General features: G+C 46.2%; 23 protein-coding genes. 17 read left to right on the forward strand and 6 right to left on the reverse strand.

Annotated elements, in window-relative coordinates; translation table 11 throughout:
* Position 1 precedes the first annotated feature (1 nt).
* From murD to D0B88_RS07765, 13 genes are all read left to right on the forward strand, one after another.
* Positions 2-1,342, forward strand: coding sequence for a UDP-N-acetylmuramoyl-L-alanine--D-glutamate ligase (gene murD, locus D0B88_RS07705; RefSeq protein WP_151059332.1), 1,341 nt, complete (start codon positions 2-4; stop codon positions 1,340-1,342).
* Entirely contained in the window at positions 1,342-2,538 is a 1,197-nt protein-coding gene (gene ftsW / locus D0B88_RS07710) for a putative lipid II flippase FtsW (RefSeq protein WP_151059334.1), read from the forward strand. The genes murD and ftsW overlap by 1 nt, the downstream gene beginning before the upstream one ends.
* Positions 2,535-3,638: an undecaprenyldiphospho-muramoylpentapeptide beta-N-acetylglucosaminyltransferase gene (gene murG, locus D0B88_RS07715; RefSeq protein WP_151056301.1), complete on the forward strand. Its 1,104-nt coding sequence runs from the start codon at positions 2,535-2,537 to the stop codon at positions 3,636-3,638. The genes ftsW and murG overlap by 4 nt, the downstream gene beginning before the upstream one ends.
* A 40-nt stretch (positions 3,639-3,678) precedes the next feature.
* The gene (murC, locus tag D0B88_RS07720; protein WP_225318637.1) at positions 3,679-5,067 is read left to right on the forward strand and encodes a UDP-N-acetylmuramate--L-alanine ligase; all 1,389 of its coding nucleotides are present in this window, start codon (positions 3,679-3,681) and stop codon (positions 5,065-5,067) included.
* A 13-nt stretch (positions 5,068-5,080) separates the two neighbouring features.
* Positions 5,081-6,052, forward strand: coding sequence for a D-alanine--D-alanine ligase (locus tag D0B88_RS07725; RefSeq protein ID WP_007645728.1), 972 nt, complete (start codon positions 5,081-5,083; stop codon positions 6,050-6,052).
* Between the two features lie 4 nt (positions 6,053-6,056).
* Positions 6,057-7,163, forward strand: a complete 1,107-nt coding sequence (locus D0B88_RS07730) for a cell division protein FtsQ/DivIB (RefSeq protein ID WP_151056305.1) — start codon at positions 6,057-6,059, stop codon at positions 7,161-7,163.
* Positions 7,164-7,222: 59 nt separating this feature from the next.
* Complete coding sequence (ftsA, locus tag D0B88_RS07735; RefSeq protein WP_007645732.1) at positions 7,223-8,461, forward strand: cell division protein FtsA; 1,239 nt, start codon at positions 7,223-7,225, stop codon at positions 8,459-8,461.
* A gap of 64 nt (positions 8,462-8,525) precedes the next feature.
* Positions 8,526-9,701 carry a cell division protein FtsZ gene (gene ftsZ / locus D0B88_RS07740; RefSeq protein WP_040393602.1) on the forward strand — a complete coding sequence of 392 codons (1,176 nt, stop codon included), beginning with the start codon at positions 8,526-8,528 and terminating at the stop codon, positions 9,699-9,701.
* A gap of 150 nt (positions 9,702-9,851) precedes the next feature.
* Complete coding sequence (gene lpxC / locus D0B88_RS07745; RefSeq protein WP_151056307.1) at positions 9,852-10,763, forward strand: UDP-3-O-acyl-N-acetylglucosamine deacetylase; 912 nt, start codon at positions 9,852-9,854, stop codon at positions 10,761-10,763.
* Positions 10,764-11,083: 320 nt separating this feature from the next.
* A complete protein-coding gene (locus D0B88_RS07750) occupies positions 11,084-12,013 on the forward strand; it encodes a M23 family metallopeptidase (RefSeq protein ID WP_007645739.1) in 930 nt (309 codons plus the stop codon).
* 153 nt (positions 12,014-12,166) lie between these two features.
* The gene (secA, locus tag D0B88_RS07755; protein ID WP_151056309.1) at positions 12,167-14,905 is read left to right on the forward strand and encodes a preprotein translocase subunit SecA; all 2,739 of its coding nucleotides are present in this window, start codon (positions 12,167-12,169) and stop codon (positions 14,903-14,905) included.
* A 73-nt stretch (positions 14,906-14,978) separates the two neighbouring features.
* A complete protein-coding gene (gene argJ / locus D0B88_RS07760; protein WP_151056311.1) occupies positions 14,979-16,199 on the forward strand; it encodes a bifunctional glutamate N-acetyltransferase/amino-acid acetyltransferase ArgJ in 1,221 nt (406 codons plus the stop codon).
* Between the two features lie 40 nt (positions 16,200-16,239).
* On the forward strand, positions 16,240-17,196 hold the full coding sequence (locus tag D0B88_RS07765) for a Nudix family hydrolase (protein WP_151056313.1): 957 nt from the start codon (positions 16,240-16,242) through the stop codon (positions 17,194-17,196).
* A gap of 16 nt (positions 17,197-17,212) precedes the next feature.
* Here the strand turns inward: D0B88_RS07765 and yacG are convergent, their stop codons facing one another.
* From yacG to pilB, 5 genes are read right to left on the reverse strand one after another with little or no spacing between them, the layout of a single operon-like run.
* A complete protein-coding gene (gene yacG / locus D0B88_RS07770; protein WP_151056315.1) occupies positions 17,213-17,425 on the reverse strand; it encodes a DNA gyrase inhibitor YacG in 213 nt (70 codons plus the stop codon).
* Between the two features lie 8 nt (positions 17,426-17,433).
* A complete protein-coding gene (gene coaE / locus D0B88_RS07775; protein WP_151056317.1) occupies positions 17,434-18,045 on the reverse strand; it encodes a dephospho-CoA kinase in 612 nt (203 codons plus the stop codon).
* Between the two features lie 26 nt (positions 18,046-18,071).
* Positions 18,072-18,968, reverse strand: a complete 897-nt coding sequence (locus D0B88_RS07780; protein ID WP_370452492.1) for an A24 family peptidase — start codon at positions 18,966-18,968, stop codon at positions 18,072-18,074.
* Positions 18,969-18,970: 2 nt separating this feature from the next.
* Positions 18,971-20,251 (reverse strand): type II secretion system F family protein, encoded by a 1,281-nt coding sequence (locus tag D0B88_RS07785; protein ID WP_151056319.1) that lies wholly within the window; start codon positions 20,249-20,251, stop codon positions 18,971-18,973.
* Between the two features lie 3 nt (positions 20,252-20,254).
* Entirely contained in the window at positions 20,255-21,979 is a 1,725-nt protein-coding gene (pilB, locus tag D0B88_RS07790) for a type IV-A pilus assembly ATPase PilB (RefSeq protein WP_151056321.1), read from the reverse strand.
* A gap of 328 nt (positions 21,980-22,307) precedes the next feature.
* Between pilB and D0B88_RS07795 the strand changes: the two genes are divergently transcribed.
* The 4 genes from D0B88_RS07795 to D0B88_RS07810 all read left to right on the forward strand — a co-directional run bounded on the left by D0B88_RS07795 (position 22,308) and on the right by D0B88_RS07810 (position 25,459).
* Positions 22,308-22,826 (forward strand): pilin, encoded by a 519-nt coding sequence (locus D0B88_RS07795; protein WP_151056323.1) that lies wholly within the window; start codon positions 22,308-22,310, stop codon positions 22,824-22,826.
* A 47-nt stretch (positions 22,827-22,873) separates the two neighbouring features.
* On the forward strand, positions 22,874-24,094 hold the full coding sequence (locus tag D0B88_RS07800) for a serine hydrolase (protein ID WP_151056325.1): 1,221 nt from the start codon (positions 22,874-22,876) through the stop codon (positions 24,092-24,094).
* A 24-nt stretch (positions 24,095-24,118) separates the two neighbouring features.
* Complete coding sequence (gene tfpZ, locus D0B88_RS07805) at positions 24,119-24,820, forward strand: TfpX/TfpZ family type IV pilin accessory protein (protein ID WP_151056327.1); 702 nt, start codon at positions 24,119-24,121, stop codon at positions 24,818-24,820.
* A 168-nt stretch (positions 24,821-24,988) separates the two neighbouring features.
* A complete protein-coding gene (locus tag D0B88_RS07810) occupies positions 24,989-25,459 on the forward strand; it encodes a pilin (RefSeq protein WP_151056329.1) in 471 nt (156 codons plus the stop codon).
* On the opposite strand, the gene nadC is transcribed toward D0B88_RS07810, so the two are convergent.
* Positions 25,460-26,314, reverse strand: coding sequence for a carboxylating nicotinate-nucleotide diphosphorylase (nadC, locus tag D0B88_RS07815; RefSeq protein WP_151056331.1), 855 nt, complete (start codon positions 26,312-26,314; stop codon positions 25,460-25,462).
* Between the last annotated feature and the right edge of the window lie 198 nt (positions 26,315-26,512).

Below are 26,512 nucleotides of genomic sequence, written 5' to 3' on the forward strand. Positions count from 1 at the left end.
AATGATTGCCACCAGTAAAGTAAAAGCGATTATCGGTACCGGTATTACCGGGCTATCGGTTGCGCGCTTTTTGGCGGCACAACAACAGGCGTTCGTTCTGCTCGATACGCGGTTATCGCCACCCAATTTGCAGCAAATCAAAACGGAATTCCCCCATGTCAGTATTGAGTGTGGTGAATTGAATCCACACACCTTATTGGCTTGCGACGAAATAATTATCAGTCCCGGAGTCGCGGTTGCAACGCCGGCAATTGAGCAAGCGAGAGCAGCTGGTATTCCGGTTGTTGGCGACATCGAAATTTTTGTGCGTTACGCCAAGGCGCCGATTGTGGCAATTACCGGCTCAAATGCAAAAAGCACGGTTACCACTCTGGTTGGCGAAATGGCCAAGGCGGCTGGAATTAATGTTGCTGTGGGTGGCAATCTCGGTACTCCGGCGTTGGAATTATTAAACGATAGTGTCGAGTTGTATGTGATGGAACTGTCCAGTTTCCAATTGGAAACTGTGACCAAGCTTAACGCCAAAGTCGCAACTATTTTGAATATCAGTGCTGATCATCTGGATCGTTACGAGAATATGCGCGCTTATATTCTCGCCAAGTTGCGGGTTTATTTTGGTGCGGAACATATTGTAGTTAACCGTAATGACGTGCTGACTCATCCCCCATTGGCTGCAGGCGTCAAACCTATCTACTTTGGTGGCCGTGCCGATTTTGGCAGCTTTGGGTTATTGACTCGCGATGGCGTTGAATATTTGGCTAAAAATCTCACGCCATTAATGGCCGCGAGGGAATTAAAAATTCGTGGTCGCCACAACATAGATAATGCCCTTGCTGCGCTCGCGTTGGGTGACGCCGCCGGTATTCCGCTCGATGCCATGCTTGGCACCTTAAAAACCTTTTCCGGTTTGCGTCATCGCTGCGAATTTGTCGCTGAAAAAAATGCGGTGGAGTTTTATAACGACTCTAAAGGTACCAACATCGGCGCAACCCTCGCGGCGATTTCGGGTTTGGCGCGTGACCCCCAGCAATTAATTGTGATTTTAGGTGGTGAAGGCAAGGGGCAAGACTTTACAGAATTAACCCCTGCCTTGCGTGCCATTAATAGCCGACTGGTGCTCATCGGCCGTGACGCCACTGTTATTGAACAGGCTGTAGCCGATGCGGCACCAATAATTCATGCAGGTTCAATGCAGGATGCAGTTAACAAAGCTTTTGCATTAGCGCAGCCGGGCGATGCGGTGTTGCTGTCGCCTGCCTGCGCCAGCTTTGACATGTTCAAAAATTACGAAGATCGCGGCGAGAAGTTTTGTGAGGCTGTGCAGGAGTTGTGCTCATCATGATGACCTCTGCCACTTTAACGAAATCAATGCCTTTAAGTCAGCGTATCGATTGGCCATTGCTGTGCCTTTGGTTTGCGCTTATGTCTATTGGTTTGATTATGGTGGCTTCTGCTTCTGTTTCATTTGCTGCATTAACTTATAACGATGCCTGGTTTTTTGCTAAGCGACACGCTATCTACATGGTGATGGGGGTGTGCTTGGCCGCCTTTGTTGTCTGTGTTCCGATGAGCGTGTGGCAAAAATATTCGGGCCATTTTTTGCTGCTCACTATTTTTCTGTTGGTAATAGTACTTATTCCCGGCATTGGCAAAAAAGTAAACGGAAGTCAGCGCTGGTTCAGTCTGGGTGTTATATCTATTCAGGTATCAGAAATCGCCAAATTTTGTGCGGTAGTTTTTTTCGCCAGTTTTTTTGCGCGTCGCTATCAAGAATTACATTTCGGTTGGCAGGGGTTCCTTAAACCTTTAATGGTTGTCGGCGTATTTGTTGGTTTGCTCTTGCTTGAGCCTGACTTTGGTAGCTCGGTGGTATTAAGTGCAACTGTGTTTGCGATGATGTTTATTGCGGGTGTGCGCATGCTGCACTTTTTATTGCTAATTGTGATTGGTGTCGGCGGGCTGGCGGCGGTTGCCGTCTTGTCGCCCTACCGTATGCAGCGGTTGATTACCTTTCTCGATCCATGGGCGGATCAATTTAATACTGGTTATCAGTTAACTCAATCGCTAATCGGTTTTGGACGCGGAGAATGGTTCGGCTTGGGCCTGGGTAATAGTTTGCAAAAATTATTCTTTTTGCCGGAAGCCCACACTGATTTTATTTTCGCCATTATTGCAGAAGAGTTTGGTTTGATTGGTGCAGTGTTATTACTCGGTTTATTTGCTGCCTTGATCCTGCGAATTTTTAATGTCGCCAAACAAAACCTTGCTGCCGGAAAAATGTTTGCCGCCTTGGCGACATTTGGCATCGCGATTTTGTTTTCATTCCAGGTATTCATCAACATGGGGGTCTCCTCCGGATTATTACCCACAAAAGGTTTAACTCTGCCTTTTATCAGCTATGGCGGCAGTAGCCTGTTAATTTGCTGCGTGCTTATGGCATTTGTGATGCGCGTGCAGTGGGAGTTGGCCGGTTATGTTCCTGAAGTGCCGGAGCCGGCAAAAGTGCCGCGCACTCGCCTGATGGAGGCCAGTGTATGACACAGAAAACGCTGCAGGTTTTGGTAATGGCAGGTGGCACTGGCGGGCATGTATTTCCGGCGCTGGCAGTTGCAGATGAGTTGCGTGCACGCGGTGCGCTGATTAATTGGCTGGGTACAGCGCGCGGTATAGAAACGCGTTTGGTTCCTGCGGCCAATATTCCTCTGCACTTTATTAGTGTTGAAGGTGTGCGTGGCCGTGGAGTGGCAGGTTTACTGAAAGCGCCTTTTTTAATTATTTATGCTGTGTTGCAGTCGTTGCAAATTATGCGACGCATCAAGCCGGATGTAGTTATTGGTTTTGGTGGCTTTGCATCTGGCCCCGGTGGTTTGGCGGCAGTGCTCAGCGGTATTCCTTTAGTAATCCATGAACAAAATGCGGTCGCGGGTACCACTAATCGTTTATTGGCAAAAATTGCGCGGCGCATATTGGCCGCATTTCCGGATGCATTTATCGGACGTAGCGAACCGGATGTTCAGGTAGTGGGTAATCCCGTTCGTCAACAAATTCAACAACTGGCATCGCCATCAGTTCGTTACCAGGCGCGTATTGATCAGCAATTACCTCTGCGACTTTTAGTGGTCGGTGGCAGTTTGGGCGCTAAAGCGATTAATGAATTGGTACCGGAAGCGGTCTCGCATCTACCACTCAATGTGCGCCCACAAATTTGGCATCAAACGGGAAAAATTCACGCTGAGGCAACTACTGCCCTGTATATGAAACATCAGGTTAATGCCAAGGTGGATGCCTTTATTGATGATATGGCAGCAGCCTATGCGTGGGCGGATTTGGTGATCTGTCGCGCCGGCGCGCTTACTGTTTCAGAATTAATGATGGCAGGTGTGGCCTCGATTCTGATTCCATTGCCTTCAGCAATTGATGATCACCAGACATTTAATGCCAAAAATTTAACTGACGTGGGTGCAGGTATTGCACTGGTGCAGAAAGATTTAACCGCAGCAAAACTCGCTGCATTACTGTTAACCGAATTAGCTGACCGCAATCACTTAAAGTCGATGGCGGAAAAAGCGCAGCAATTGGCTAAGCCCAATTCCGCATGCGATGTTGCTAATGTTTGTGAGGAGGTCGCCCGTGGATAATTCTGCGCAGAAGTCCATAGGTCAATTTTGTGTACCGGAAATGCGCCGTATTCGTCGTATTCATTTTGTCGGAATTGGTGGTGCCGGTATGAGTGGCATTGCCGAGGTGTTGCTCAATCAAGGATATGAAATTTCCGGTTCGGATATCAAAGCATCAAATGTTACTGAACGGTTAGCGTCCAAGGGCGCCACTATCTATATCGGTCATGCTGCGCAAAATGTTCAGGGCGCTGATGTAGTGGTGAATTCCAGTGCGGTAAATGCCCAAAACCCGGAGGTTCAAGGCGCGCGTGAACTGCGTATTCCGATTGTACGCCGTGCGGAAATGTTGGCTGAATTAATGCGTTATCGCCACGGTATTGCCGTCGCGGGTACCCACGGAAAAACTACCACCACCAGTTTGTTGGCGTCGGTGCTGGCGGCAGCAAAATTGGATCCGACGTTTATTATTGGCGGTTTGGTGAATAGCACCGGTACCAATGCGCAGCTGGGAGCCAGTCGGTATTTGGTTGCCGAAGCGGACGAGAGCGACGCATCATTTTTACACCTGCAACCAATGGTGGCGATTGTTACCAATATCGATGCCGATCATATGGAAACCTATGGCGGTGACTTTTCCAAGTTGAAAAAAACCTTTATCGAGTTTTTGCACAACTTGCCTTTTTATGGACTTGCAGTGCTGTGCGGTGATGATCCGGTTGTGCGCGACATTATTCCTGAAGTGGCGCGCCCGATTCTCACTTACGGCTTTGATGAAAATAGTGACTTCCGTGCAATAAATATTCGTCAGGACAAAATGCATTCCGAGTTTGATGTTGTTCGTCCCGGTCATGAAAAAGCATTGCATATTCGCATCAATATTCCTGGTATCCACAATGTCTTGAATGCAACTGCAGTAATTGCTGTCGCTACCGATGAAGGCATTAGCGATGAAGCTATTCAATTTGGTTTGGAAAACTTCCAAGGTGTTGGTCGACGCTTCCAGGTTTATGGCAATTTCCCTGTAGGTGAAGGCGATGCCATGTTGGTGGATGACTATGGTCATCATCCACGCGAAGTGGCTGCAGTGATTAGGGCGGTACGTGATGGCTGGCCGGATCGCCGTTTAGTAATGATTTATCAGCCGCACCGCTACACGCGCACGCGCGATCTCTATGAAGATTTTGTGGAAGTGCTGTCCACGGTTGATGCATTAATTATGTTGGAAGTGTACAGCGCAGGTGAGGACGCAATTCCTGGCGCTGATAGTCGCCACCTGTGTCGTAGTGTACGTGCACGCGGTGTAATTGAACCCATTTTTGTTGAAACAGTGGATGGTGTTCCTGCAATCGTAAAAGACATAGTGCGCGCTGGCGATATAGTAATTACTCAAGGTGCGGGTAATGTGGGTGTGCTTTCCCCTGAATTAGCAAAACGACAATTGCGTTAGAGGTTATAGAGTCATGCAAGCAGTCAAGTTGCCCATTAGTGAGGCGCTAAAAAAACAAATTGGCCGTGTTGGTGTTTTATACGGCGGCCTTTCCGCTGAGCGCGAAATCTCGCTGCAAAGCGGCGCCGCCGTTTTGGCTGCATTGGTTGAGGCAGGAATTGAGCACGTGGCTATCGATGTTGGTCACAACGTTATTGCGGATATCCAGGCTGCAAAAATTGATCGCGCATTTTTAATATTACATGGGCCGGGTGGCGAAGACGGGCGTATTCAAGCGCTGCTGGAGTTTTTAAATATTCCTTACACCGGTAGCGATGTGCAGTCCTCCGCCTTGGCGATGGATAAGTTGCGCACCAAACAACTATGGCGTGGCGTGGACATTAATGGCAAGCAAGGTTTGCCAACGCCGGAATTTGCGGTGCTTAACGAAAACTCTAATTTTGCGCAGGTGCTGGCCAGTTTGGGTGGCGATGTAATGGTGAAGCCTGCCAATGAAGGTTCAAGTATTGGAATGTCGCGCGTCAATACCGCCGCAGATTTGGAGTCCGCGTTTAATAAAGCGGCGCAATATCAGGGCAGTGTGTTGGTAGAGCGATTGATTGTCGGTGGCGAATATACCGTTGCCATTCTCGATGGTGATGCGCTACCACCGATCAAGCTGGAAACAGATCATAGCTTTTACGACTTTAATGCCAAGTATATTGCTGAGGATACTCGCTATCTTTGCCCTTGCGGTTTATCGGCAGAAAAAGAACAGGAATTAAAAGCGCTTGCGCTCAATGCATTTAAAACTGTTGGATGCCGTGGCTGGGGCCGTGTGGATGTAATGGCAGATCACCAGCAAAATTTTTATTTGTTGGAAGTGAATACCGCTCCGGGCATGACCAGCCACAGTTTGGTTCCTATGGCAGCGAAAGCAATTGGTTTGTCATTTGCGGAATTAGTGCTGACAATTTTGCGTGCAAGCGTGAAGGGCAAAGCGTAAATCTATGCGCGATTTTAAGGGTGTTGGTGAACGCATTGAGCCGCGGATTGGCCGTGGTCAACTGGAGGGCGATGCGCCTCCAGTGCGCTCCCGGCGTCCAGCAGTTGAGCGACATGAGGCACCGAGCGCGGCAGAACCAACGACGCCAGCCGCGCGAATCATCCGCGATGTGTTGTTGGACTCGCCTGAACCAACAAGTACGCAGAGTGATTTTGCGCGTAGATCAAGCGCACGAGTGGTCCAACGTGAGCAGGGCTATGCAAAAGCATCGCCCCAGGGGGGAAATAAAACGCGTCGCCCGGCTGCGCAACAGCCTAAGTGGAAATGGAATTTCTCCTGGTTGAATCGGAAATTTGCGGTGGTTGTATTTGTATTGGCCTTGGCGATTGGCTTGTATTTAGTGAGCGAACCCTTGGTTAAAGTTTTTGAGCGGCCAATTAAAAGTGTTGTGGTTGAAGGGGAATTCAATTTAATCACCAAAGCACGTGCAACCGAGTTAATTGGCGGTGAGATTGATGGAGATTTTTTGCAATTAAACCTGATGCGTCTCAAGGAGGCATTGTTAACCGATCCCTGGGTAGAAAAGGTTACGCTTAACCGACGTTGGCCCGACACTTTAGTGGTAAAAATTACCGAGCAAAAACCGATTGCGCGTTGGGGCGATGGGTTCTTGAATCAGCGCGGCGAAATTGTCCGTGTTGAAGATGCGACCAAGCTTTCTGGCCTGCCTTGGCTGCAAGGAAACGAAGCGGATGCGATTGAAATTTTGCAGCAGTATCAGGATTTATCCCAGATTTTGCGCTCGCGTGGATTGGAAGTTTTGGCATTAAAGTGTGATAACAAAAAATCCTGGCGATTAACGATAAAAAATCACGTAGAAATCGCACTTGGACGCGATCAAGTGATGGAAAAAATACGTAGATTTGTTACTGTATACGACACAAAACTAAATAGTGTATGGACGGATGTAAAAGCGATTGATCTAAGGTATAGCAACGGTGTTGCAGTGCGTTGGGTTGCTGATTCAGAGATGGCAAAAAAATATATTAAAAGTCAGTCTCAAGTTGGCGTTGCTGTTCCGGCAACAAAGGTTTTACCGCAGATTAATTGATTATGAATATCGCCAGTTGTATTGAAATTGGCTTACTACTGGCAAACGAGGTTCACTGAATGGCACATGTTAGCGACAACAAAATGATTGTAGGCCTGGACATAGGCACGTCCAAGGTTGTAGCTATCGTTGGTGCTATTACCCCCGAAGGTCAATTGGAAATTGTTGGCATAGGTTCTCATCGCTCAACCGGTTTGAAAAAAGGCGTGGTGGTAAATATTGAATCGACAGTCTTGTCTATTCAGCGCGCTATTGAAGAGGCGGAGTTGATGGCCGGCTGTCAGATCCATTCGGTGTATGCCGGTATTGCCGGGAGCCATATTCGCAGCTTGAACTCGCACGGTATTGTGGCGATTCGCGATCGCGAAGTATTTTCCCAGGATCTGGAGCGAGTCATTGATGCTGCACAGGCGGTTGCAATACCTGCAGATCAAAAAATTCTGCACATTTTGCCGCAAGAATTTCTGATCGATGATCAAGATGGTGTGAAAGAGCCGCTGGGTATGTCTGGCGTGCGCTTGGAAGCTAAAGTGCATTTGGTTACTTGCGCCGTAAATGCCGCACAAAATATTGAAAAATGCATTCGTCGCTGCGGTCTTGAAGTGGAAGACATCATTCTGGAGCAATTGGCTTCCAGTTATTCGGTATTAACTGACGATGAAAAAGAATTAGGTGTCTGTGTTGTTGATATTGGTGGCGGCACCACAGACATAGCGATTTTTAAAGAAGGCGCTATTCGCCACACGGGTGTTATCCCGATTGCGGGTGATCAAGTGACTAATGACATTGCGATGGCATTGCGCACGCCAACACCGAATGCTGAAGAGATCAAAATTAAATATGCCTGCGCATTGGCAAAACTGACCAGTCCGGATGAAACCATCAAAGTGCCAAGTGTGGGCGATCGTCAACCGCGTGATTTGTCGCGTCAGGCACTGGCAGAAGTTGTTGAGCCTCGCTACGACGAATTATTTACCTTGGTGCAAGCTGAGTTACGTCGCAGCGGCTATGAGGACTTATTAGCCGCAGGCATTGTACTGACTGGCGGCACCTCAAAAATGGAAGGTGTTATTGAGTTGGCAGAGGAGATTTTCCACATGCCGGTGCGCTTGGGTGCACCGCAGAACATTCGTGGATTATCCGACATAGTCAACAATCCAATTTATTCCACCGGTGTAGGTCTGTTGATTTACGCCATGAAGCAGCAGCACAACCTAGGGCGTTCTTCGCCTGCTGCCAAAGAGTCGCAAGGTTCACTGCTCAGCAAGATCAAGAAAATTTTCCAAAGCAATTTTTAATGAGTTGTGCATAAACCAAATTATTTTTCACAGATTGAGTCAAGGGAAACAAAGGGGTGTGGCCATGTTTGAATTAGTTGATAACTTGCATCAAAACGCGGTAATCAAAGTGATCGGTGTTGGTGGTGGCGGCGGCAACGCAGTCAAACACATGATTGCCAGCAAAATAGAAGGCGTTGAATTTATTTGTGCCAATACCGATTCGCAAGCATTGAAAGACATTGATGCGCGTACGGTACTGCAACTCGGCAATTCCATGACTAAGGGTCTGGGTGCTGGTGCAAATCCGGAAATTGGTCGTCAGGCAGCGATGGAAGATCGTGAACGTATCGCTGAAGTGCTGCGCGGTGCTGACATGGTATTTATTGCTGCCGGTATGGGTGGTGGCACTGGCACTGGTGCTGCTCCAGTGGTGGCCGAAGTTGCACGTGACTTGGGTATTCTGACTGTCGCTGTAGTGACTAAGCCTTTTCCATTCGAAGGTCGCAAGCGTATGGTGATCGCTGATGCTGGTATTAAAGAGTTGAGTGAACGTGTTGACTCCTTAATCACCATCCCCAATGAGAAATTGTTGTCGGTGTTGGGTAAATCTACCAGCTTGCTCGATGCGTTTAAGGCTGCCAATAACGTATTGCTTGGCGCTGTTCAGGGTATCGCTGACCTGATTATTCGCCCTGGTATGATCAACGTTGACTTTGCAGACGTACGTACTGTGATGTCCGAAATGGGCATGGCAATGATGGGTACGGGTCGTGCAACTGGCGAAAATCGTGCGCGTGAAGCTGCTGAGGCCGCTATTCGTAGTCCTCTGTTGGAGGATGTAAACCTGCAGGGTGCTCGTGGTATTTTGGTAAATATCACCGCTGGTATTGACCTGTCTTTGGGGGAGTACTCCGAAGTTGGCAGCATTATCGAAGAATTTGCGTCGGGTGATGCGACTGTGGTTGTGGGTACAGTAATCGATCCTGAACTCACCAACGAACTGCGCGTTACTGTGGTTGCAACCGGTTTGGGCGTCGCTGTGACAGCGCAGACCAAAGAGGTTAAACCAGCACCAACCAAGGTGGTAGATAACACCCGTCGCGCTGCTCCACCTGCCGATTATGCTGCTTTGGATCGCCCTGCACATCTGCGTGCCAACGCTCATTCATCAAATGCGGCGGCCTTGGCTGCACCATTGGGTGATAAAGAATTGGAATATTTGGATATTCCTGCATTCTTACGTCGGCAGGCAGATTAATTAACGCTTTTACTATAAGGGGTATTGCCAGCTTTAACTGGTTGATAATTCCTTGGGTTGGTAGCATATGTAGCGTTAACAAAAGGTGCATTACTGCTTTTGGTGTCACCTTAACGCAAATTGGAAACTGACCTGGTAGGGGTTCGACCGATGATCAAACAGCGAACGCTTAAAAATTCGATCCGCACAACCGGTGTTGGGCTGCACACAGGCGACAAGATTCACCTGACGTTGCTACCCGCACCTGTTGATAACGGTATTGTATTTCGTCGGGTGGATCTGAATCCGCCTGTCGAGATTAAAGCGACAGCCAAAAACGTTGGAGAGACAACACTTTCTACTTGCCTTATCAAAGAGGATGTCAGGGTTTCTACTGTGGAACACTTGATGTCAGCGATGGCGGGCATGGGAATTGATAACGCGATTGTCGAATTAACGGGGCCCGAAATTCCTATCATGGACGGCAGCGCCGGTCCCTTTGTGTTCCTGATTCAATCTGCCGGCGTCCAGGAACAGAATGCCCCGAAAAAATTCGTGCGTATAAAGAAAGAGTTGACGCTGAGGGATGGCGACAAGTTTGCCACATTTATGCCTTTCGATGGCTTCAAAGTGTCCTTTTCCATCGAGTTTGATCATCCAGTCTTCAAAGATCGCAGGCCGCAAACGGAATTGGACTTTTCCAGCTCAAGTTTTGTGCAGGATATAAGCCGGGCGCGTACTTTCGGTTTTATGCATGAAATCGAATATTTACGATCTAAAGGTCTGGCGCGTGGCGGTAGTATGGATAACGCGATTGTTGTTGATCAGTACCGTATCCTCAATGAAGAGGGGTTGCGATTTGAAGATGAGTTTGTAAAACATAAAGTCCTGGATGCGATTGGCGATTTGTACATGCTGGGTAACAGCTTGATTTGTGAATACAAGGCGCATAAGTCAGGTCATTCACTCAATAATCGTGCATTGCGGCTGCTCTTGGATAATCCAGATGCGTGGGAAATTGTGACCTTCGATGAGAATCAGGTGGTCCCAATCACTTATATAGAGCCGATTGTTGCTGCCTAGGTATTTTTTACGTCATGTTCAAAATGTGAACATGGCCTAATTTTATGCTTGTTAAATCCTTCCTTTCTGTGCGATATTCCTGTTGCGCGTTGTTTTACGCGCACTGCAGGGAGTCTCCGCACCTTTTAATCTCCTCCGTGATTTAAGTGCAGTCCTTTGTTTTGTAAGGATATTTTTATCCAAACAAAACTATGTTAAGCAGGATGCATTGGGTGGCTAAATATTTAGATAGTCACCACTTCAGGTCATACAAAACTTTTAAGAGTCTGGTGGCTCTGAACGCTGCCTAGTGTTTATTATTAATAAAAATTGATTTGCAGATGAAGATTATTATCGTCAATAAAAACCACGCGCAAGCTCGCAGCTTCACCCTCGGTGGGTGGACTCGCGCGTTTTTGTCTGTGTGTTTATTGGGGATTCCTACTTTTGTAGGCGCCTGGGGCTATAGTTGGTTGGTGTCGGGCGATAACGAGGGCTTTTTTACCGCGGACTCTAAAGCCTGGACGGATATCTTATCGGCGCATGAAAGTGAAATCGAACAAGAACGTGCTGCATCTGAGGCGCAAATCGCCGCCTTAACAAGCAAGATGGCTGAGCTGCAAGCCCGCCTGATGCGTTTGGATGCTCTGGGTGAAAAGCTTACTTCTGCCGCTAATCTTGAGCAGGGTGAATTCGATTTTAGTCAAATTCCCGCTGTAGGCGGCCCCTCTAAAGTAACTCCTAATCAGCTTTATCAAACCCCTGATTTCTTTGCGGCGATAGATCAATTATCTAGCCAGGTTGATAGTCGTGAGCAGCAGCTCAATACCATTGAATCCTTGCTGGCGAATCGTAGCTTACTGGAAGAGACCCTGTTATCGGGAGCTCCTGTCGCCAATGCATGGATGACCTCTCGCTTTGGTTATCGCAAAGATCCATTTACCGGGAAAACTGAGTTTCATTCAGGTCTCGATTTTGCCGCGCCCACAGGCAGTAAAGTTAGCAGTGTTGCCGCAGGTATTGTCAATTGGGCTGGTCGCCATCCCGAATATGGCAATATGGTAGAGGTTAAGCATGGTGATGGTTTAGTTACTCGTTATGCTCATAACAAATCCAATCTGGTGAAAGCCGGTGATGTAGTTAAAAAAGGGCAGATTATTGCTCTCTCAGGTTCCACGGGTCGATCAACCGCGCCTCATGTCCATTTTGAGGTGTACAAAAACGGACGTGTTGTTGATCCTGCTTCTTATATTCGTCATACCACTCGTTAGTTATTTCCCTCTAGTCGATAGCTGATTCGCTCTTGCTTTAGTCGACGCCTTCCTATTTACTTGCCAGCATTTTCGGGTGTGTCCCGAGCTATTAATAGCGCTAATGTGCTGCGCATTTTTTATTCAGTTTTTCGTTTTATTACGGTATTTATCATGATCGGTAAGTTAATAAAGGCAGTTTTTGGTTCAAAAAATGAGCGCGAATTGAAGCGCATGAATAAAACTGTGGCGCGTATTAATGCCTTTGAACCTGAAATGCAAAAGCTCAGCGATGAGCAATTAAAGGCAAAAACCATTGAGTTTCGTGAGCGTTACAGCAAGGGCGAAACTCTGGATGATTTGTTGCCAGAAGCGTTTGCCACTGTGCGCGAAGCGAGTAAACGTGCATTGGGCATGCGCCATTTCGATGTGCAAATGATTGGTGGCATGACTCTGCACGAAGGACGCATTGCGGAGATGCGTACCGGCGAAGGTAAAACCCTAGTGTCAACACTCCCAAGTTACTTGCATGCATTGGCGGGTAAAGGTGTTCATATTGTTACAGTGAATGATTATCTGGCAAGCCGTGACGCAAACTGGATGATGCCTTTATATGAGTTTCTCGGCATGACCGTTGGTGTTATCCAATCCATGCAGCCTGCGGCAGTTAAACGTGCTGCTTATGCTGCAGACGTTACCTACGGTACTAATAATGAATATGGTTTTGATTATTTACGCGACAATATGGCGCTTAGTAAGCGCGATAAAGTTCAGCGCCCATTAAATTTTGCAGTAATCGACGAAGTTGACTCGATTCTTATCGATGAGGCGCGTACACCACTCATTATTTCTGGCGCTGCAGAAAATAGTTCAGAACTTTACAAGCGCATGAATCAATTGGTAATGAAACTCAAGCGCCAAATTGATAACGGTGAAGACGGTGAGCGTCGTGTTATCTCTGAGCCAGGCGATTTTACGGTTGATGAGAAATCGCGTCAGGTTGAACTGACGGAAGACGGTCACCAGCGCGTAGAGGATTTGTTGATCCAAGCTGGTTTGTTGCAGCCAGATCAAAATCTTTATGCAGCCAATAATTTAGCATTGTTACATCATGTGAATTCGGCGTTGCGCGCCCATGCATTATTTCATTTGGATGTTGAATACATCGTACAGGAAGGTCAGGTTGTCTTAATCGATGAACACACTGGCCGCACTATGCCTGGTCGTCGGTTATCTGAAGGCTTGCATCAGGCAATTGAAGCCAAAGAAGGTGTTGCGATTCAAAGCGAGAGCCAAACCTTGGCATCCACTACCTTCCAAAATTATTTCCGTTTATATCCAACCCTTTCTGGTATGACCGGAACTGCCGATACCGAGGCTTATGAATTTCGTGAAATTTATGGTTTGGATGTAGTCGTTATTCCTACCAATCGTGCAGTGCAGCGTTTGGATATGAATGACAAAGTTTTCTTATCGCTGGAAGAAAAATATCTGGCAATCGTGGAGGATATTAAAGCGTTTCAATCGAAAAATGCGCCCATTTTGGTGGGAACTGCATCTATTGAAACCTCCGAAGAAATGTCGCGCCGTTTGACCAAAGCAGGTATTAAACATCAAGTGCTCAATGCCAAGTTTCACGCACAGGAAGCTGAAATTATTGCGCAAGCTGGGCGTCCGGGTGCTGTCACTATTGCAACTAACATGGCTGGCCGCGGTACAGATATTGTGTTGGGCGGTCGCTGGGAATCTGACATCGCCAAGCTGGAGAATCCTGGTCAAGAAGAAATCGATGCTATAAAAGCCGATTGGAAGCAGCGCCATGAAACAGTGTTGGCTGCCGGTGGTTTGCATATTATTGGAACTGAGCGCCACGAATCGCGCCGTATCGATAATCAGTTGCGTGGACGTGCCGGTCGTCAGGGTGACCCAGGTTTGACGCGCTTTTATTTATCGCTTGAAGATAATTTGATGCGTATTTTTGCCTCCGAGCGTGTGCGTAACTTTATGCAGGCGCTGGGCATGGAAAAAGGCGAAGCTATTGAGCATCGCATGGTTAACAATGCGATTGAAAAAGCCCAGCGTAAAGTTGAAGGCCGCAACTTTGATATTCGTAAACAGCTGCTGGAATTTGATGATGTAGCAAATGACCAGCGGCAGATAATTTATCATCAGCGCAACGAATTATTAGATGCAGAATCTATTCGCGAAACCATTACGGCGATTCGTGAAGAAGTTGTTGAAGATGTGATTAACGGTTTTATTACGCCTCAATCCATTGAGGACCAGTGGGATGTTGCTGGTTTGGAAAAACAAATTGAAATGGACTTTGGTTTGCATCTCACGATTGCCAAATGGTTAGAAGAGGATACGCGCTTACATGAAGAAACTTTGCGCAAGAAAATTCTCGCCGAAATTCAGGGAGCCTATGATGCCAAGTGCGAGCGCGTTGGCGACATTATGCTGGAAATTGAAAAACAGGTAATGTTGCAGGTGTTGGACAATGCTTGGAAGGATCACTTGGCAACTATGGATCACCTCCGCCAGGGAATTAATTTGCGCTCCTATGCACAAAAAAATCCGAAGCAAGAATATAAACGCGAATCCTTTGAGTTATTCCAAAGTTTGCTGATGACAGTGAAGCGTGAAACTATTTACTTGATGGCACGTGTTGAACCGATCTCTCGCGAACAAATGGAAGAGATGGAAAATCAGCGTCGCGAAGAGTTAGCTCGTCAAAAAATGCAGCTTCGTCACGATGAACTTTCGGCATTGGCTGAACCCGAGCCTCAGCCAACAGCTGTACCGCGCACGCCCTCTCCCGTAGTGCGGGAAGGCCGTAAAGTAGGTCGCAATGATCCTTGTCCATGTGGGTCAGGCAAGAAATTCAAAAGCTGTCATGGTGCCCTTGAGTAAAATCCTTGGGTGTGATGCTCTGTTACATGAATATTTTTTTTGAGTAAAAACAATTTTTTGTCGAGTGAAAGTTATGGCTGTTGGTGATTATCCGTTTCCTCAAATGCACCCTGTTCAAGGTGTAAAACTAACTGCAGTGAGTGCCGGCATTAAAAAAGTTGGGCGTCGCGATGTTGTGCTATTGGAGTTGGCAGAGGGCAGTAGTGTTGCGGGGGTCTTCACTAAAAATGCTTTTTGCGCGGCCCCTGTCACTGTCTGTAAGGAGCACTTAGCCAAAGCACCTATTCGGTTTTTGGTTATCAACTCTGGCAATGCAAATGCTTGTACTGGTGAACAAGGTTTAATGGACGCGAAAGCAACTTGCGCTGCCATTGCAGAATTAACGGGTGTTACTCCAGAGCAAGTACTGCCATTTTCTACCGGTGTAATCGGCGAACCTTTACCTGTCCAAAAAATTACAGCGGTAATTCCTGAAGCGCTACAAAAAGTAAATATCAACGGTTGGGATGATGCCGGTGCAGGCATTATGACTACCGATACCCGGCCGAAAGGATTTAGTCAGCAGTTTGAATATCAAGGTAAAACAATTACCGTGAATGGTATTTCCAAAGGTGCTGGCATGATCAAACCCAACATGGCAACCATGCTGGGTTACATCGCGACTGATGCAAAAATTGCACAACCACTATTGCAGACACTTGCACGTGAAGCTGCCGATAAATCATTCAATCGCATTACTATCGATGGCGATACTTCCACTAACGATTCTTGCATTTTAATCGCAACCGGCCAGGTGGATGTCCCGGAAGTGACCGAAGCAACGGGTGAGCTCTATGAAAAGCTGCACGACTTTATTCTGGCCGCGCACATTCATCTCGCTAAAAGTATTGTGAGTGATGGTGAGGGCGCCACCAAGTTTGTCACTGTTGCCGTGAGTGGTGGTGCAAATCGCGATGAGTGCCTGGACGTTGCTTACGCGGTTGCTCACTCACCACTGATTAAAACTGCATTGTTTGCCTCGGATCCCAACTGGGGGCGTATTGTGGCGGCTATTGGTTATGCCGGTGTGCCGGATTTGGATGCAACAAAAGTTCGTGTCCATTTGAATGATACGCTGATTGTTGAGCATGGTGGTCGTGCTAAAAGTTATACAGAGGCGCAAGGGCAGGCAGTGATGAGCCAAGCTGAGATTGCTATTAACATTAATCTGGGGCGTGGTGAAGTTGCAGAAACTGTCTGGACTACTGACTTGTCTTACGAGTATGTGCGCATTAATGCTGATTATCGCTCGTAATGGCGGTTCTAATTCTTGGCTCAACGAATTGTAAATATTGATGGTTAGTAAATTGGTACATGTTGCCGTCGGTGTTATCTGCGATGGTAAGGGTAAGATTCTTATCGCCAAGCGCCCTGATAGTGCGCATCAAGGCGGGCTCTGGGAGTTTCCCGGCGGTAAGGTTGATGCTGGCGAAACTATAGAGCAAGCGCTGGTGCGCGAGTTGCTCGAAGAATTAAATATTGGTGTGCTTGCCAGCGAACCACTGATCCAAATTCGGCATCATTACCCTGACAAGTCTGTACTTTTGGATGTGCATCGCATTACTCGTTTTTCTGGCGTTGCTCGTGGTAACGAGGGACAGCGAATTGAATGGGTGGATGTTAAGCAACTGAATCAGTTTGAGTTTCCCGCTGCAAATCGCCCCATTATTTCTGCAATCAATCTGCCCTCGACCTACGCGATTACTGGCCCTCTTATCGATGAGCATGGTTTTATTGAGAGAGTGACGGAAGTTCTGGAGACTGGGGTTGGTGTTTTACAGCTACGCATTCCCGGTTTTTCTCTCACTCACCACCAAGATGTATTGAGTGTTGTTGCCGACTTGGCCGCCTTATACAAAGTACAGCTGCAAATAAATGTACCTGTTGATATTTTTAAGCAAATGCAGGATTTGTTTCCGCATATAAAAGCAGGCCTGCATTTAAATCGTCATGAGGCTGCTCAGCTAACCAAGCGCCCGATAGAGGATAACCTATTAATGGGTGTGTCTTGTCATAACGCGCAGGAAATTGAACAGGCTCAAACTATCGGTGCAGATTATTTACTGGTATCGCCTGTAAAAAACACTGCATCCCACCCAGATGTAACGCCACTAGGTTGGGCGCAGTTTTCACGATTGGTAGAGTTGGCAAATGTGCCGGTTTATGCACTGGGTGGTGTTTCTGATAAAGATATTCGTGAAGCTCGCGCTAATGGCGCACAGGGAATAGCGAGTATTAGTGCCTGGTGGTGAGTAGTTAAAATTCACCTTAGTGTTGTGATTCATCTTCTGAATTAATATCCAGATTGTCTCCTGCAATCCGATGGCTTTCACTGGCCCATTCCCCCAAATCAATCAGGCGGCAGCGATCGCTGCAGAAAGGGCGGTGGGGGAATTCATCATTCCAAAGCACTGTTTTTTTACAGGTAGGGCAGGTCAGTTTCAAACTGCTCAAGTCAGTTTTTTGATCGATAGTCGACATAAATACAATTACTGCGCTGAAGTGGTTTCGAGTTGAGCGAGCTCTGAATACAGCTCGTGTAGTTTATCCACTTGCTGATTAAGTTCATCAATGCTCCCATGATTCTGAATAATATCATGCGCGCGCGCGCAGCGTTCCTGACGGCTTAATTGCGTCTCCATAATCGCTTCTATTTTTTGCGCATCGCTGTTATCGCGCAAGCTGGCTCGCTCTATTTGTACCATCTCACTGACATCAACAACCAATATGCGATCCACCATTTCATATTGTTTGGTTTCAAGTAAGAGCGGTGATTCAAGTATGGTGTAAAGGCTGGTTGATGCATTTAACTGGCGACGGATTTCGGCATTTATTAGTGGATGTAACAAGGTTTCGAGCCATTGCTTTTCGGTGGGAGTTTTAAAAATAATATCGCGTAGTTTGCGTCGATTTAAGTTGCCGTCGGTTTCTATAGCCTGATTGCCAAAATGCTGGGCAATTGATTGCAGCGCAGGGCTCCCAGGCACTACTACTTCGCGAGCAACGATATCTGCATTAACAACAGTGATCCGGTGCATTGCAAAGCGTTTACTTGCTTGCGATTTGCCGCTGCCAATACCGCCAGTAAGCCCAACAATCATTTTACTGAGTCCCTTGATACCGTTTCTTAGTTAGTGACAAATAACTTCAAATAAGTTTGATTGATGGTGTCTCCCCATATGAATGCAATCCAGCCTGCAATAGCAAGGTAGGGGCCAAAGGGAATTGGAATATTTTTATCGCGTCCACGCATTATTATCATCGCGATGCCAATTACTGCACCTACCAACGATGACAGTAAAATAATTTGCGGCAGCAGTTGCCAGCCCATCCACGCGCCCAGTGCAGCCAGCAATTTGAAATCCCCGAAGCCCATTCCTTCTTTTCCGGTCACCAGCTTGAAGGTCTGGTATACCAGCCACAGAGACATATAACCTGCAATTGCCCCCCACAATGCGCTGGGTAAATCGGTAAATACACCAAAGCTATTAACGATCAAACCCAGCCACAGCAAAGGCAGGGTTATATCGTCGGGCAACAAATAGGTATCTATGTCAATCATGGTCAATGCGATGAGTGACCAAGTGAGTATTAGCGCGGCTAGCCCGTTCCAGTTAATTCCAAAATAGCCGATCGCAATTATCGAGAGCACACCGGTAATAACTTCAATAATTGGGTAGCGAATAGAAATTGCCGTTTTGCAGCTGGAACACTTACCGCCAAGGCATACATAACTAATAACAGGAATATTTTCCCATGCGCGAATTTTATGCCCGCAGCCAGGGCAGCGCGATGCAGGAACCATTAAATTGAAGGGGTCCTGCTTTTCGTCTTGTGAAGGAAGTGCAGCTATATTGCTATCACTGGCGAGAAAATCTTTACATTGGTTTTGCCAGTCGCGCTCCATCATTTTTGGTAGGCGATAAATAACAACATTTAGAAAACTGCCAACTAGTAAACCTAGGACTAAGGCACAAGCCATACCCAAAATCGGGTAGGCTTGCAGAGCAGAAAAAAGAGTCACGTTTATACAACCGCACCGAGTTGGAAGATTGGAAGGTACATGGCAATTAGCAGGCCGCCGACTAAGACACCGAGTACCGACATAATTATCGGCTCTAATAAGGAGGTCAGTGTATCAACCATATTATCTACAGCCTCTTCGTAATAAACAGCTACTTTATCCAGCATCGCATCCAGTGCGCCAGATTCTTCACCGATAGCAGCCATTTGTATCAGAAGTGTAGGGAAGATGGTTCTCGCTTTAAGCGCAGTATTTAGCTGTATCCCAGTGGATACGTCTTCACGTACTTTTATTATCGCATCGGAATAGATTTTATTGCCTGCAGCTCCTGCAACAGATGTCAGTGCATCAATAAGTGGGACGCCTGCCGCAAAGGTTGTGGCGAGTGTACGTGCAAAGCGTGCCATAACAGATAAATAAAGAATCTTGCCTATGATTGGTAATTTAAGTAAGTATTTATCAATTGCATAAGCGACCGCCGGTGAGCGACGAGCAGCCTCCTTAAATAGGAAGACAAAACCAATGAGTCCTACAAGAATAATCAGCCAATAGGCTTGAGCAAGTTCCGATAAATATAAAACAAACAAAGTAAATGCCGGAAGATCAGCACCAAAACCACTGAAGGTTTGCGCAAACTGCGGCACAACTTTTACTAGAAGAATACCTGTTACGACTATAGCCACTATAACTACAGCTATTGGGTAGGTAAGTGCTTTTTTAATTTTGGCTTTTAATGCCTCAGTTTTTTCTTTATAAGTCGCGATTCGGTCTAGCATGGTTTCAAGTGCGCCCGATTGCTCACCTGCATCAACAAGGTTACAGAATAGCTCATCGAAATATTTGGGGTGTTCTCTTAGCGAGTTAGCGAAACCGCCGCCAGCTGCCACACTGTCTCTAATTTGAAGTACCAGTTTTTTTAAGTTCGGGTTTTCCAATCCATCTGCGACTATATCAAAGGCCTGAACTAGTGGTACGCCTGCTTTCATCATAGTCGCCATTTGACGCGAAAAAACGGCTATATCGCCCGGTTTAATCGCTTTGCCGCTTGAGCCGAACAATGGTTTGGACTTTTTAGTTACTGACTTTGCAGTAATTCCTTGTTTGGCTAACAGCGCCCTTACGATAGTCGGGCTACCGCCATTGATTTCACCTTGAATCTTATTGCCTTTTTTATCAGTACCTTTATAGGAATAGGTGTTGGTAGTTGCGATAGGCTTTGATTTGGTTGCCGCTTTTGTTTTGCTTGCAGCGCTATTTGGCTTTGATGTGGTTGTTAATGCCATGGATTAATCCTTGGTGACTCGGTTGGCCTCTTCGAGGCTGGTTAGTCCCATTGCGACTTTGCGCAATGCAGATACCCGTAAATTATTAAAACCCGCTTCTTTGGCAGCGCGTGCGATTTGCAATGAATTGCCGCCCTCCATTATAAGGTTGGCAATTGTTGGGGTGATGCGAACCACTTCATATACCCCCACGCGCCCTTTATAACCGTTATTGCACTTCTCGCAACCTCCCGGATGGAACAATTGAAATTCCGCTCGTGGAATCCCAATTTCATCAAAACCTTCCTGAGTGAGTATGTCGGCAGGAATATCGGTTGCTGGTTTTTTACAGGCACTGCACAGTCTGCGCGCCAACCGCTGGGCAATAATCAAGCTCACACTGGTTGCAACGTTAAATGCGGGTACTCCCATATTCAGCAAGCGCGTCAAGGTTTCCGGCGCTGAGTTGGTGTGCAGAGTAGATAGGACCAAGTGACCTGTTTGTGATGCTTTAATTGCAATTTCGGCGGTTTCAAGGTCGCGAATTTCCCCCACCATAATTACATCTGGATCCTGACGCAAGAAGGAGCGTAGGGCCTCCGCAAACGTAAGCCCAACACGTGAGTTCATTTGAACCTGATTAATGCCTTCAAGGTTAATTTCCACCGGGTCTTCCGCAGTGGAAATATTCACTTCGCTGGTATTCAAAATATTCAAACCGGTATAAAGCGATACCGTTTTACCGCTACCGGTGGGGCCTGTTACCAGAATCATGCCCTGCGATTGCGCTAGCGCATCCATATAGAGCTTTTTCTGCTCGTCTTCATAACCTAATGCATCAATCCCCAATTTTGCGGAGCTGGGATCGAGAATACGCAATACAATTTTCTCGCCGAACAAGGTGGGCAGGGTGTTTACTCGGAAATCGATAGCGCGGGTTTTGGATACTTTTAATTTTATGCGGCCATCTTGCGGCAAGCGACGCTCTGAAATATCCATTTGTGACATGACTTTCAAGCGCGCCGCCATACGAAACGCAAGGTTTACGGGCGGGCGGGATACCTCATGTAAAACACCATCGGTACGGAAACGAATGCGGTAACTTTTTTCATAGGGTTCAAAGTGAATATCAGATGAGCCACCCTTAATAGCATCCAATAAAACTTTGTTAATGTATTTAACGATCGGTGCTTCATCGGCTTCGTTGGCTTCATCCGGTGAACCTGCGTCGCTAACAGCTTGGACATCAAGCTCATTCATATCGTCATCAAGGCCGCCCAATGCATCGCCTAGTGACTCTTCTTGAGCATTGAGGTACTTGTCGATAGCAACTTGAAGTTTGTCTGCTTCAACAAGTACCGCTTCGGTATTTATCCCCGTATTAAATTTAATTTCATCCAGTGCATGTAAATCAGTGGGATCAGTAACTGCCAGAAACAGGCGGTTTCCACGACGAGCAATTGGTAAGGTATGGTGTTTTCGAATCAGTTTATCGTCTACTAACTTTTGCGGAATTAGATCCTTATTAAGCGCATTTAAATCGAAAACCGGGGAACCGAATTCTTCAGAGGCGACTAATGCCAAGGTTCGTGCATCTAGAATTCCATTTGCAACCAAATGCTGAACGAAAGGCATTTTGTCCTTTTTTGCCTGAGCGACAGCCTTGGTTGCTAGCTCTATCTCCAAAATATTGTCAGCGACCAGCCGGCGTGCTAATCCATTTAATGATGCGGGAGTTGGGTTATTCATGAGCTGTGCCGATAGGTTAAGTTTACTGTCCATAAAACAATTATTTGTATCAATAGTACAGTAACTTTAGCAGCTAATAACCTGCCAGACCTAAAGTTGTTGTTTAAATCGGCTGGTAATTCTTGCTGATTGACAAAAAACGTCAGCTAATCGCAATTATTGTCTAGTGGGTTTGAGTGTAGTGTTGGCTAAGAGCCAAGAATTGAGTGAGACCTGTCACGTTTTCGTTTGATTTTGTTAAGGTTTACTTTGGGCTCCGTAGTTGGCATCGACTTTGCTCTGGGTATTACTGTGTGTTTCTAAACTATTTAACAACTGGAGTTTTAAAATGAAAAAATCAGTACAGAAAGGTTTTACCCTTATCGAATTGATGATCGTGGTAGCGATCATTGGTATTTTGGCTGCGGTTGCTCTGCCGCAATACCAAACTTATGTTGCCAAGTCGCAAGTTTCTCGTGTGATGACTGAAATCGGTGCATTGAAAACTATCGTTGAGACTTGTTTGTTGGAAGGTAGGACGAACCCAGTTGCTGCTGACACTGCAGCTCCTGACTCCGATGATTGCGTTATAGGATTTACCGGTAGTACTTTGCTTGGGCAAGAGGGCGGGACTCTTATTGGTGAAGACACCGCGAACAAAAAAGGTGGCGTAACGGTATCTATTGCTGCTGATGCGTCAAGTTTAGCGGGTAGCTTTGGTAACAGCGCTGCTGCTGCTTTAGCTGGTGAGTCGCCAAAAAGTTTAACTTGGTCTCGTGATGATGCTGGCTCATGGACTTGTACCTCCGATGTTGATGCTAAATATGCTCCCAATGGTTGTGGTGCGGCGGCAGCTGCTGCTGAATAATCCATCGAAATATTCAAGAGAGCCACCTTCGGGTGGCTTTTTTATTTATGAAATCAAAACTCATAAAATATTTTTTTACTGCGATCGCTATTGGAGGGAGTTTCTGGTTTTATTTTCAAATAGATACCTATCCTTACAAAGTGGCGCGCTGGTTTCAGTCGTTAGAAGCTGGTGTGGTGTCGGTAACTACAAAGCATTGTTCTCCTGCAAGCTCTTGGTTAAATTTATTTGTTGAACATGCGGTGCGCTATCAAGGCGCTTATTCCGCTCAAGTCACTTTTATTGAGCCGCAAGAGCATCTGCAAACTTGTGAAATTGGCTATAAAGATAAATTTTTTGGTGTCCCTGTAAATGCAGTTCATCGCTATCGTTATGCCAGTACCAGTAAGCTGGTAACCACAGCAGCTATTTTTAATTTGGTGGGGCAGGGGAGGCTTAGTGTTGATGATACGTTGGTAAGCTTTTTTCCTGAATTAAGCCAATTTAAAGACGAGCGTATTCGTCACGTTACTGTAGCTCATTTGTTGAATCACAAGGCCGGATTTAATCGATTGACGCTAAACGGGGATCCTATGTTTTTGCGGCGTAACAAACCCTGGTGCCCGCATAACATTGGAGAATTGCAATCACTAAAGTTGGCCTTTAGTCCTGGCGAAAAACAGGTGTACTCTAATTTGGGTTATTGTTTGTTGGGTGAAATTGTTCATCGTGTTTCTGGTGAAAACTTTCGCACTTATGTAGAGCGTGAATTTTCATTAAGCAAGCGTAACATCAAGTTTGTAAATGATTACTATTATGACGATGAGGTTAGATACGACTTTCGTTATGAGGAGTGGTACAACAATTCCTACTTAAAGTTGTTTGATTTTGATGCTATTTCTTCGTCTGCTGGATTGTCTGGCTCAGCAGCTAATTTGGCTTATTTGTTATGGGAAATTCACCACGCACAAGCCGTTTCGCCTTTTTTGTTGCCCCCCCCTATTTTTGATTGCAACTTGCAAAAAGTTAGGGGTTGTTTGGTTGGTGGTGTCTTTCATTATCAGCCAGAAAAATATGGTATTGCCTTTCATTATCATGAGGGGTATTTGCCGGGATCTGCATCCATTGCTGTTATTGATAGTTTTGGTGGTGTCACTGTGTTGGTAAAAAGCGGGGCTAATCCATACCAAAAAAATCCTGAAAACGAGTGGGTGAGGTGGATATACAAACGGCTCAGTTTGTATTACACCTTGCAAGGCAGGTTGCCCATATTAGAGTCGTTAAAATAACCGAAAGTAATCATGAGTGTTGTTATGAAATTCAGGCTTTTATGCTTTGGCTCCCATTTGCTGATATCTCTTGTCATTGCTCTTTTTGTTGTATGTTTGGTGTTTTGGCTTTGGTATCCGTCGCCGCTGGACAAAGCCTTAGGCGTGGCAAATGTATTTTTATTGCTCTTGTGTATCGATGTGATCGTTGGTCCCTTGTTGACTTTAATAGTCGCGAAACAATGGAAAAAAACGTTAAAAATAGATTTATTAACCATTGGTGTTATTCAGTTAGCAGCGCTTATTTATGGGTTGTATATAGTTGCTCAGGGACGTCCTGTATGGATTATATATGATTCTGCTCGATTTGAAGTGGTTCAGGCTTATGAGGCTGTTATAGATCCTGCAAGTGCATCGTCCGATGCATTTCGTTTGGGGTTTTTGGGGCCGATATGGGGGGGCGTGTCAGATGTGGTGCCTGATTTTGTTGGCAAAGATGATACTTATTATCAGGCAGAATATTTGAAGACTTACGACGAGACGATTGCGGCTAAGGTTGGTGCTAATGCGCTTTCGCTGGAGATTCTCAAACGTTTTAATGATCCTACAGTCTTGGAACCAATATTGAGCCTCTATCCAGATGCTGACGCTTATGTTCCTTTGGTCGCTAAGCAAAAAGCATTATCTGTATTGATAAATAAAAATTCAGGACATTCTATTGCCATTGTTGAGTTGTCTCCTTGGTAGTTTTGTGACAAAAAATGACAGTAAGTGACTGATATTTTTAGGTGAAGTTAAGTATTACAATGCCTGATTTATTTCTTTCGCACACGGGCTTTAGCTTTTGTATTTGATTTTGTTTGGCTTGAAATTTGCTGTTATGGATATGGAAATATTTAATAGTCAGGACTCTGTATGAAACAGTCTTTATCTTCCGGCTTCACTTTAATTGAATTAATGATCGTGGTTGCCATCATAGGGATTTTGGCTGCCATTGCTATACCCTCCTATCAAAACCATATTGCTAAATCCCAGGCATCTAGAATAATGGTTGAGGCTGGTGGTTTGAGGTCTCTGATTGAGTCATGCGTGAATGAAGGAAAAATGACAGTCGGCTCGGGTGCTAATGAATGCGATCCCGGAGCTGTTGGATCTACTTTGATTGATGGTGCTTCACAGACGGGAGTTGTATTACCTGTTGGACAAGGGGTTCCCCAAGTTACATTTGGTGCGGGCGGGGTTGTTACCATTGAAGCAACATTCGGAAATAGCGCTACAACCTTTTTTACCTCAGAGACTTTAAGTTGGACACGCACGGCAGACGGTGATTGGAACTGTTCTACCTCTATAGATGTGTCTTTTCGTCCAAAGGGTTGTGATCTGTAATCAAGCTATCCTCATCGACAAATCCACCGCCTCGCAATGTTTTGTTAGTCCACCAATCGAAATAAAATCCACTCCGGTTTCGGCAGTGGGCACCAAGGTTTGTTCGTTGATGTTGCCCGATGCTTCCAGTTTCGCTCTTCCTGTATTAATGGCCACGGCTTTTTTCATGTCTTCGATGCTGAAGTTGTCGAGCATGATGATATCTGCACCTGCTGCCAGTGCTTGATCCAATTCTGCAAAGGTTTCTACTTCTACCTCAACCGGTTTACCTGGTGCAATTTGATGTGCGTTGGCAATCGCCTTTGCTATGCCGCCACAGGCAGCAATATGGTTTTCTTTGATAAGGAAGGCATCGTAAAGACCGATGCGGTGATTGTGGCAACCACCGCAGGCGACAGCGTACTTCTGGGCGGTGCGCAAACCGGGAATGGTTTTGCGGGTATCGAGCAATTTAACTTGGGTGTGTGCCACTTGTTGGGCGTAATGGTGGCTAATGGTCGCTGTGCCTGAGAGTGTTTGTACAAAATTCAGTGCAGTGCGTTCACCGGTTAACAGGCTGCGGGCGCTCCCGTGTAGGGTAAAAAGTGTGCTGTTGGCTGGCGCGGCTTGTCCGTCGTCTACATACCACTCAATAGTGACCTGTGGGTCGAGCTGTTTGAAAACCTCGGTCACCCAAGCCCTGCCGCAAAAAATACAGTCTTCTCTGGTTATTACCCGGGCATTAGCTTGTTGTTCAGTGGGTATTAGTTGGGCAGTAATGTCGCCGCTGCCAATGTCCTCTGCTAAGGCAAAAGTGACCGCTTGAGTAATGTCGGAGGTCAGAGTGTGCAGATTTATCTTGTGATTGATTATCATAGTGGTTGTCGAATTAATGTGCATAAATGAGGCAATAAGCGACCAGTTTGGCGTCTTTCTCTTCGTCTAATTCCAAAAGGAACTTTAAAAGGGGTAAGCCAACGGTATGGTTATAGCCATTTGTGATATGTCTCTCGATCTTATCATTTGCCTGCTTGATGTGTCTTTGCCTTCGTTATACTCCCTTTATGCAAGTTT

The sequence above is a fragment of the Cellvibrio sp. KY-YJ-3 genome (assembly GCF_008806955.1).
Taxonomy (GTDB): domain Bacteria; phylum Pseudomonadota; class Gammaproteobacteria; order Pseudomonadales; family Cellvibrionaceae; genus Cellvibrio.

Coding starts and splice junctions, on each gene's coding strand:
- murD (WP_151059332.1), top strand. CDS start 2: ATGATTGCCACCAGTAAAGTAAAAGCGATTATCGGTACCGGTATTACC.
- ftsW (WP_151059334.1), top strand. CDS start 1,342: ATGACCTCTGCCACTTTAACGAAATCAATGCCTTTAAGTCAGCGTATC.
- murG (WP_151056301.1), top strand. CDS start 2,535: ATGACACAGAAAACGCTGCAGGTTTTGGTAATGGCAGGTGGCACTGGC.
- murC (WP_225318637.1), top strand. CDS start 3,679: ATGCGCCGTATTCGTCGTATTCATTTTGTCGGAATTGGTGGTGCCGGT.
- D0B88_RS07725 (WP_007645728.1), top strand. CDS start 5,081: ATGCAAGCAGTCAAGTTGCCCATTAGTGAGGCGCTAAAAAAACAAATT.
- D0B88_RS07730 (WP_151056305.1), top strand. CDS start 6,057: ATGCGCGATTTTAAGGGTGTTGGTGAACGCATTGAGCCGCGGATTGGC.
- ftsA (WP_007645732.1), top strand. CDS start 7,223: ATGGCACATGTTAGCGACAACAAAATGATTGTAGGCCTGGACATAGGC.
- ftsZ (WP_040393602.1), top strand. CDS start 8,526: ATGTTTGAATTAGTTGATAACTTGCATCAAAACGCGGTAATCAAAGTG.
- lpxC (WP_151056307.1), top strand. CDS start 9,852: ATGATCAAACAGCGAACGCTTAAAAATTCGATCCGCACAACCGGTGTT.
- D0B88_RS07750 (WP_007645739.1), top strand. CDS start 11,084: ATGAAGATTATTATCGTCAATAAAAACCACGCGCAAGCTCGCAGCTTC.
- secA (WP_151056309.1), top strand. CDS start 12,167: ATGATCGGTAAGTTAATAAAGGCAGTTTTTGGTTCAAAAAATGAGCGC.
- argJ (WP_151056311.1), top strand. CDS start 14,979: ATGGCTGTTGGTGATTATCCGTTTCCTCAAATGCACCCTGTTCAAGGT.
- D0B88_RS07765 (WP_151056313.1), top strand. CDS start 16,240: ATGGTTAGTAAATTGGTACATGTTGCCGTCGGTGTTATCTGCGATGGT.
- yacG (WP_151056315.1), bottom strand. CDS start 17,425: ATGTCGACTATCGATCAAAAAACTGACTTGAGCAGTTTGAAACTGACC.
- coaE (WP_151056317.1), bottom strand. CDS start 18,045: ATGATTGTTGGGCTTACTGGCGGTATTGGCAGCGGCAAATCGCAAGCA.
- D0B88_RS07785 (WP_151056319.1), bottom strand. CDS start 20,251: ATGGCATTAACAACCACATCAAAGCCAAATAGCGCTGCAAGCAAAACA.
- pilB (WP_151056321.1), bottom strand. CDS start 21,979: ATGAATAACCCAACTCCCGCATCATTAAATGGATTAGCACGCCGGCTG.
- D0B88_RS07795 (WP_151056323.1), top strand. CDS start 22,308: ATGAAAAAATCAGTACAGAAAGGTTTTACCCTTATCGAATTGATGATC.
- D0B88_RS07800 (WP_151056325.1), top strand. CDS start 22,874: ATGAAATCAAAACTCATAAAATATTTTTTTACTGCGATCGCTATTGGA.
- tfpZ (WP_151056327.1), top strand. CDS start 24,119: ATGAAATTCAGGCTTTTATGCTTTGGCTCCCATTTGCTGATATCTCTT.
- D0B88_RS07810 (WP_151056329.1), top strand. CDS start 24,989: ATGAAACAGTCTTTATCTTCCGGCTTCACTTTAATTGAATTAATGATC.
- nadC (WP_151056331.1), bottom strand. CDS start 26,314: ATGATAATCAATCACAAGATAAATCTGCACACTCTGACCTCCGACATT.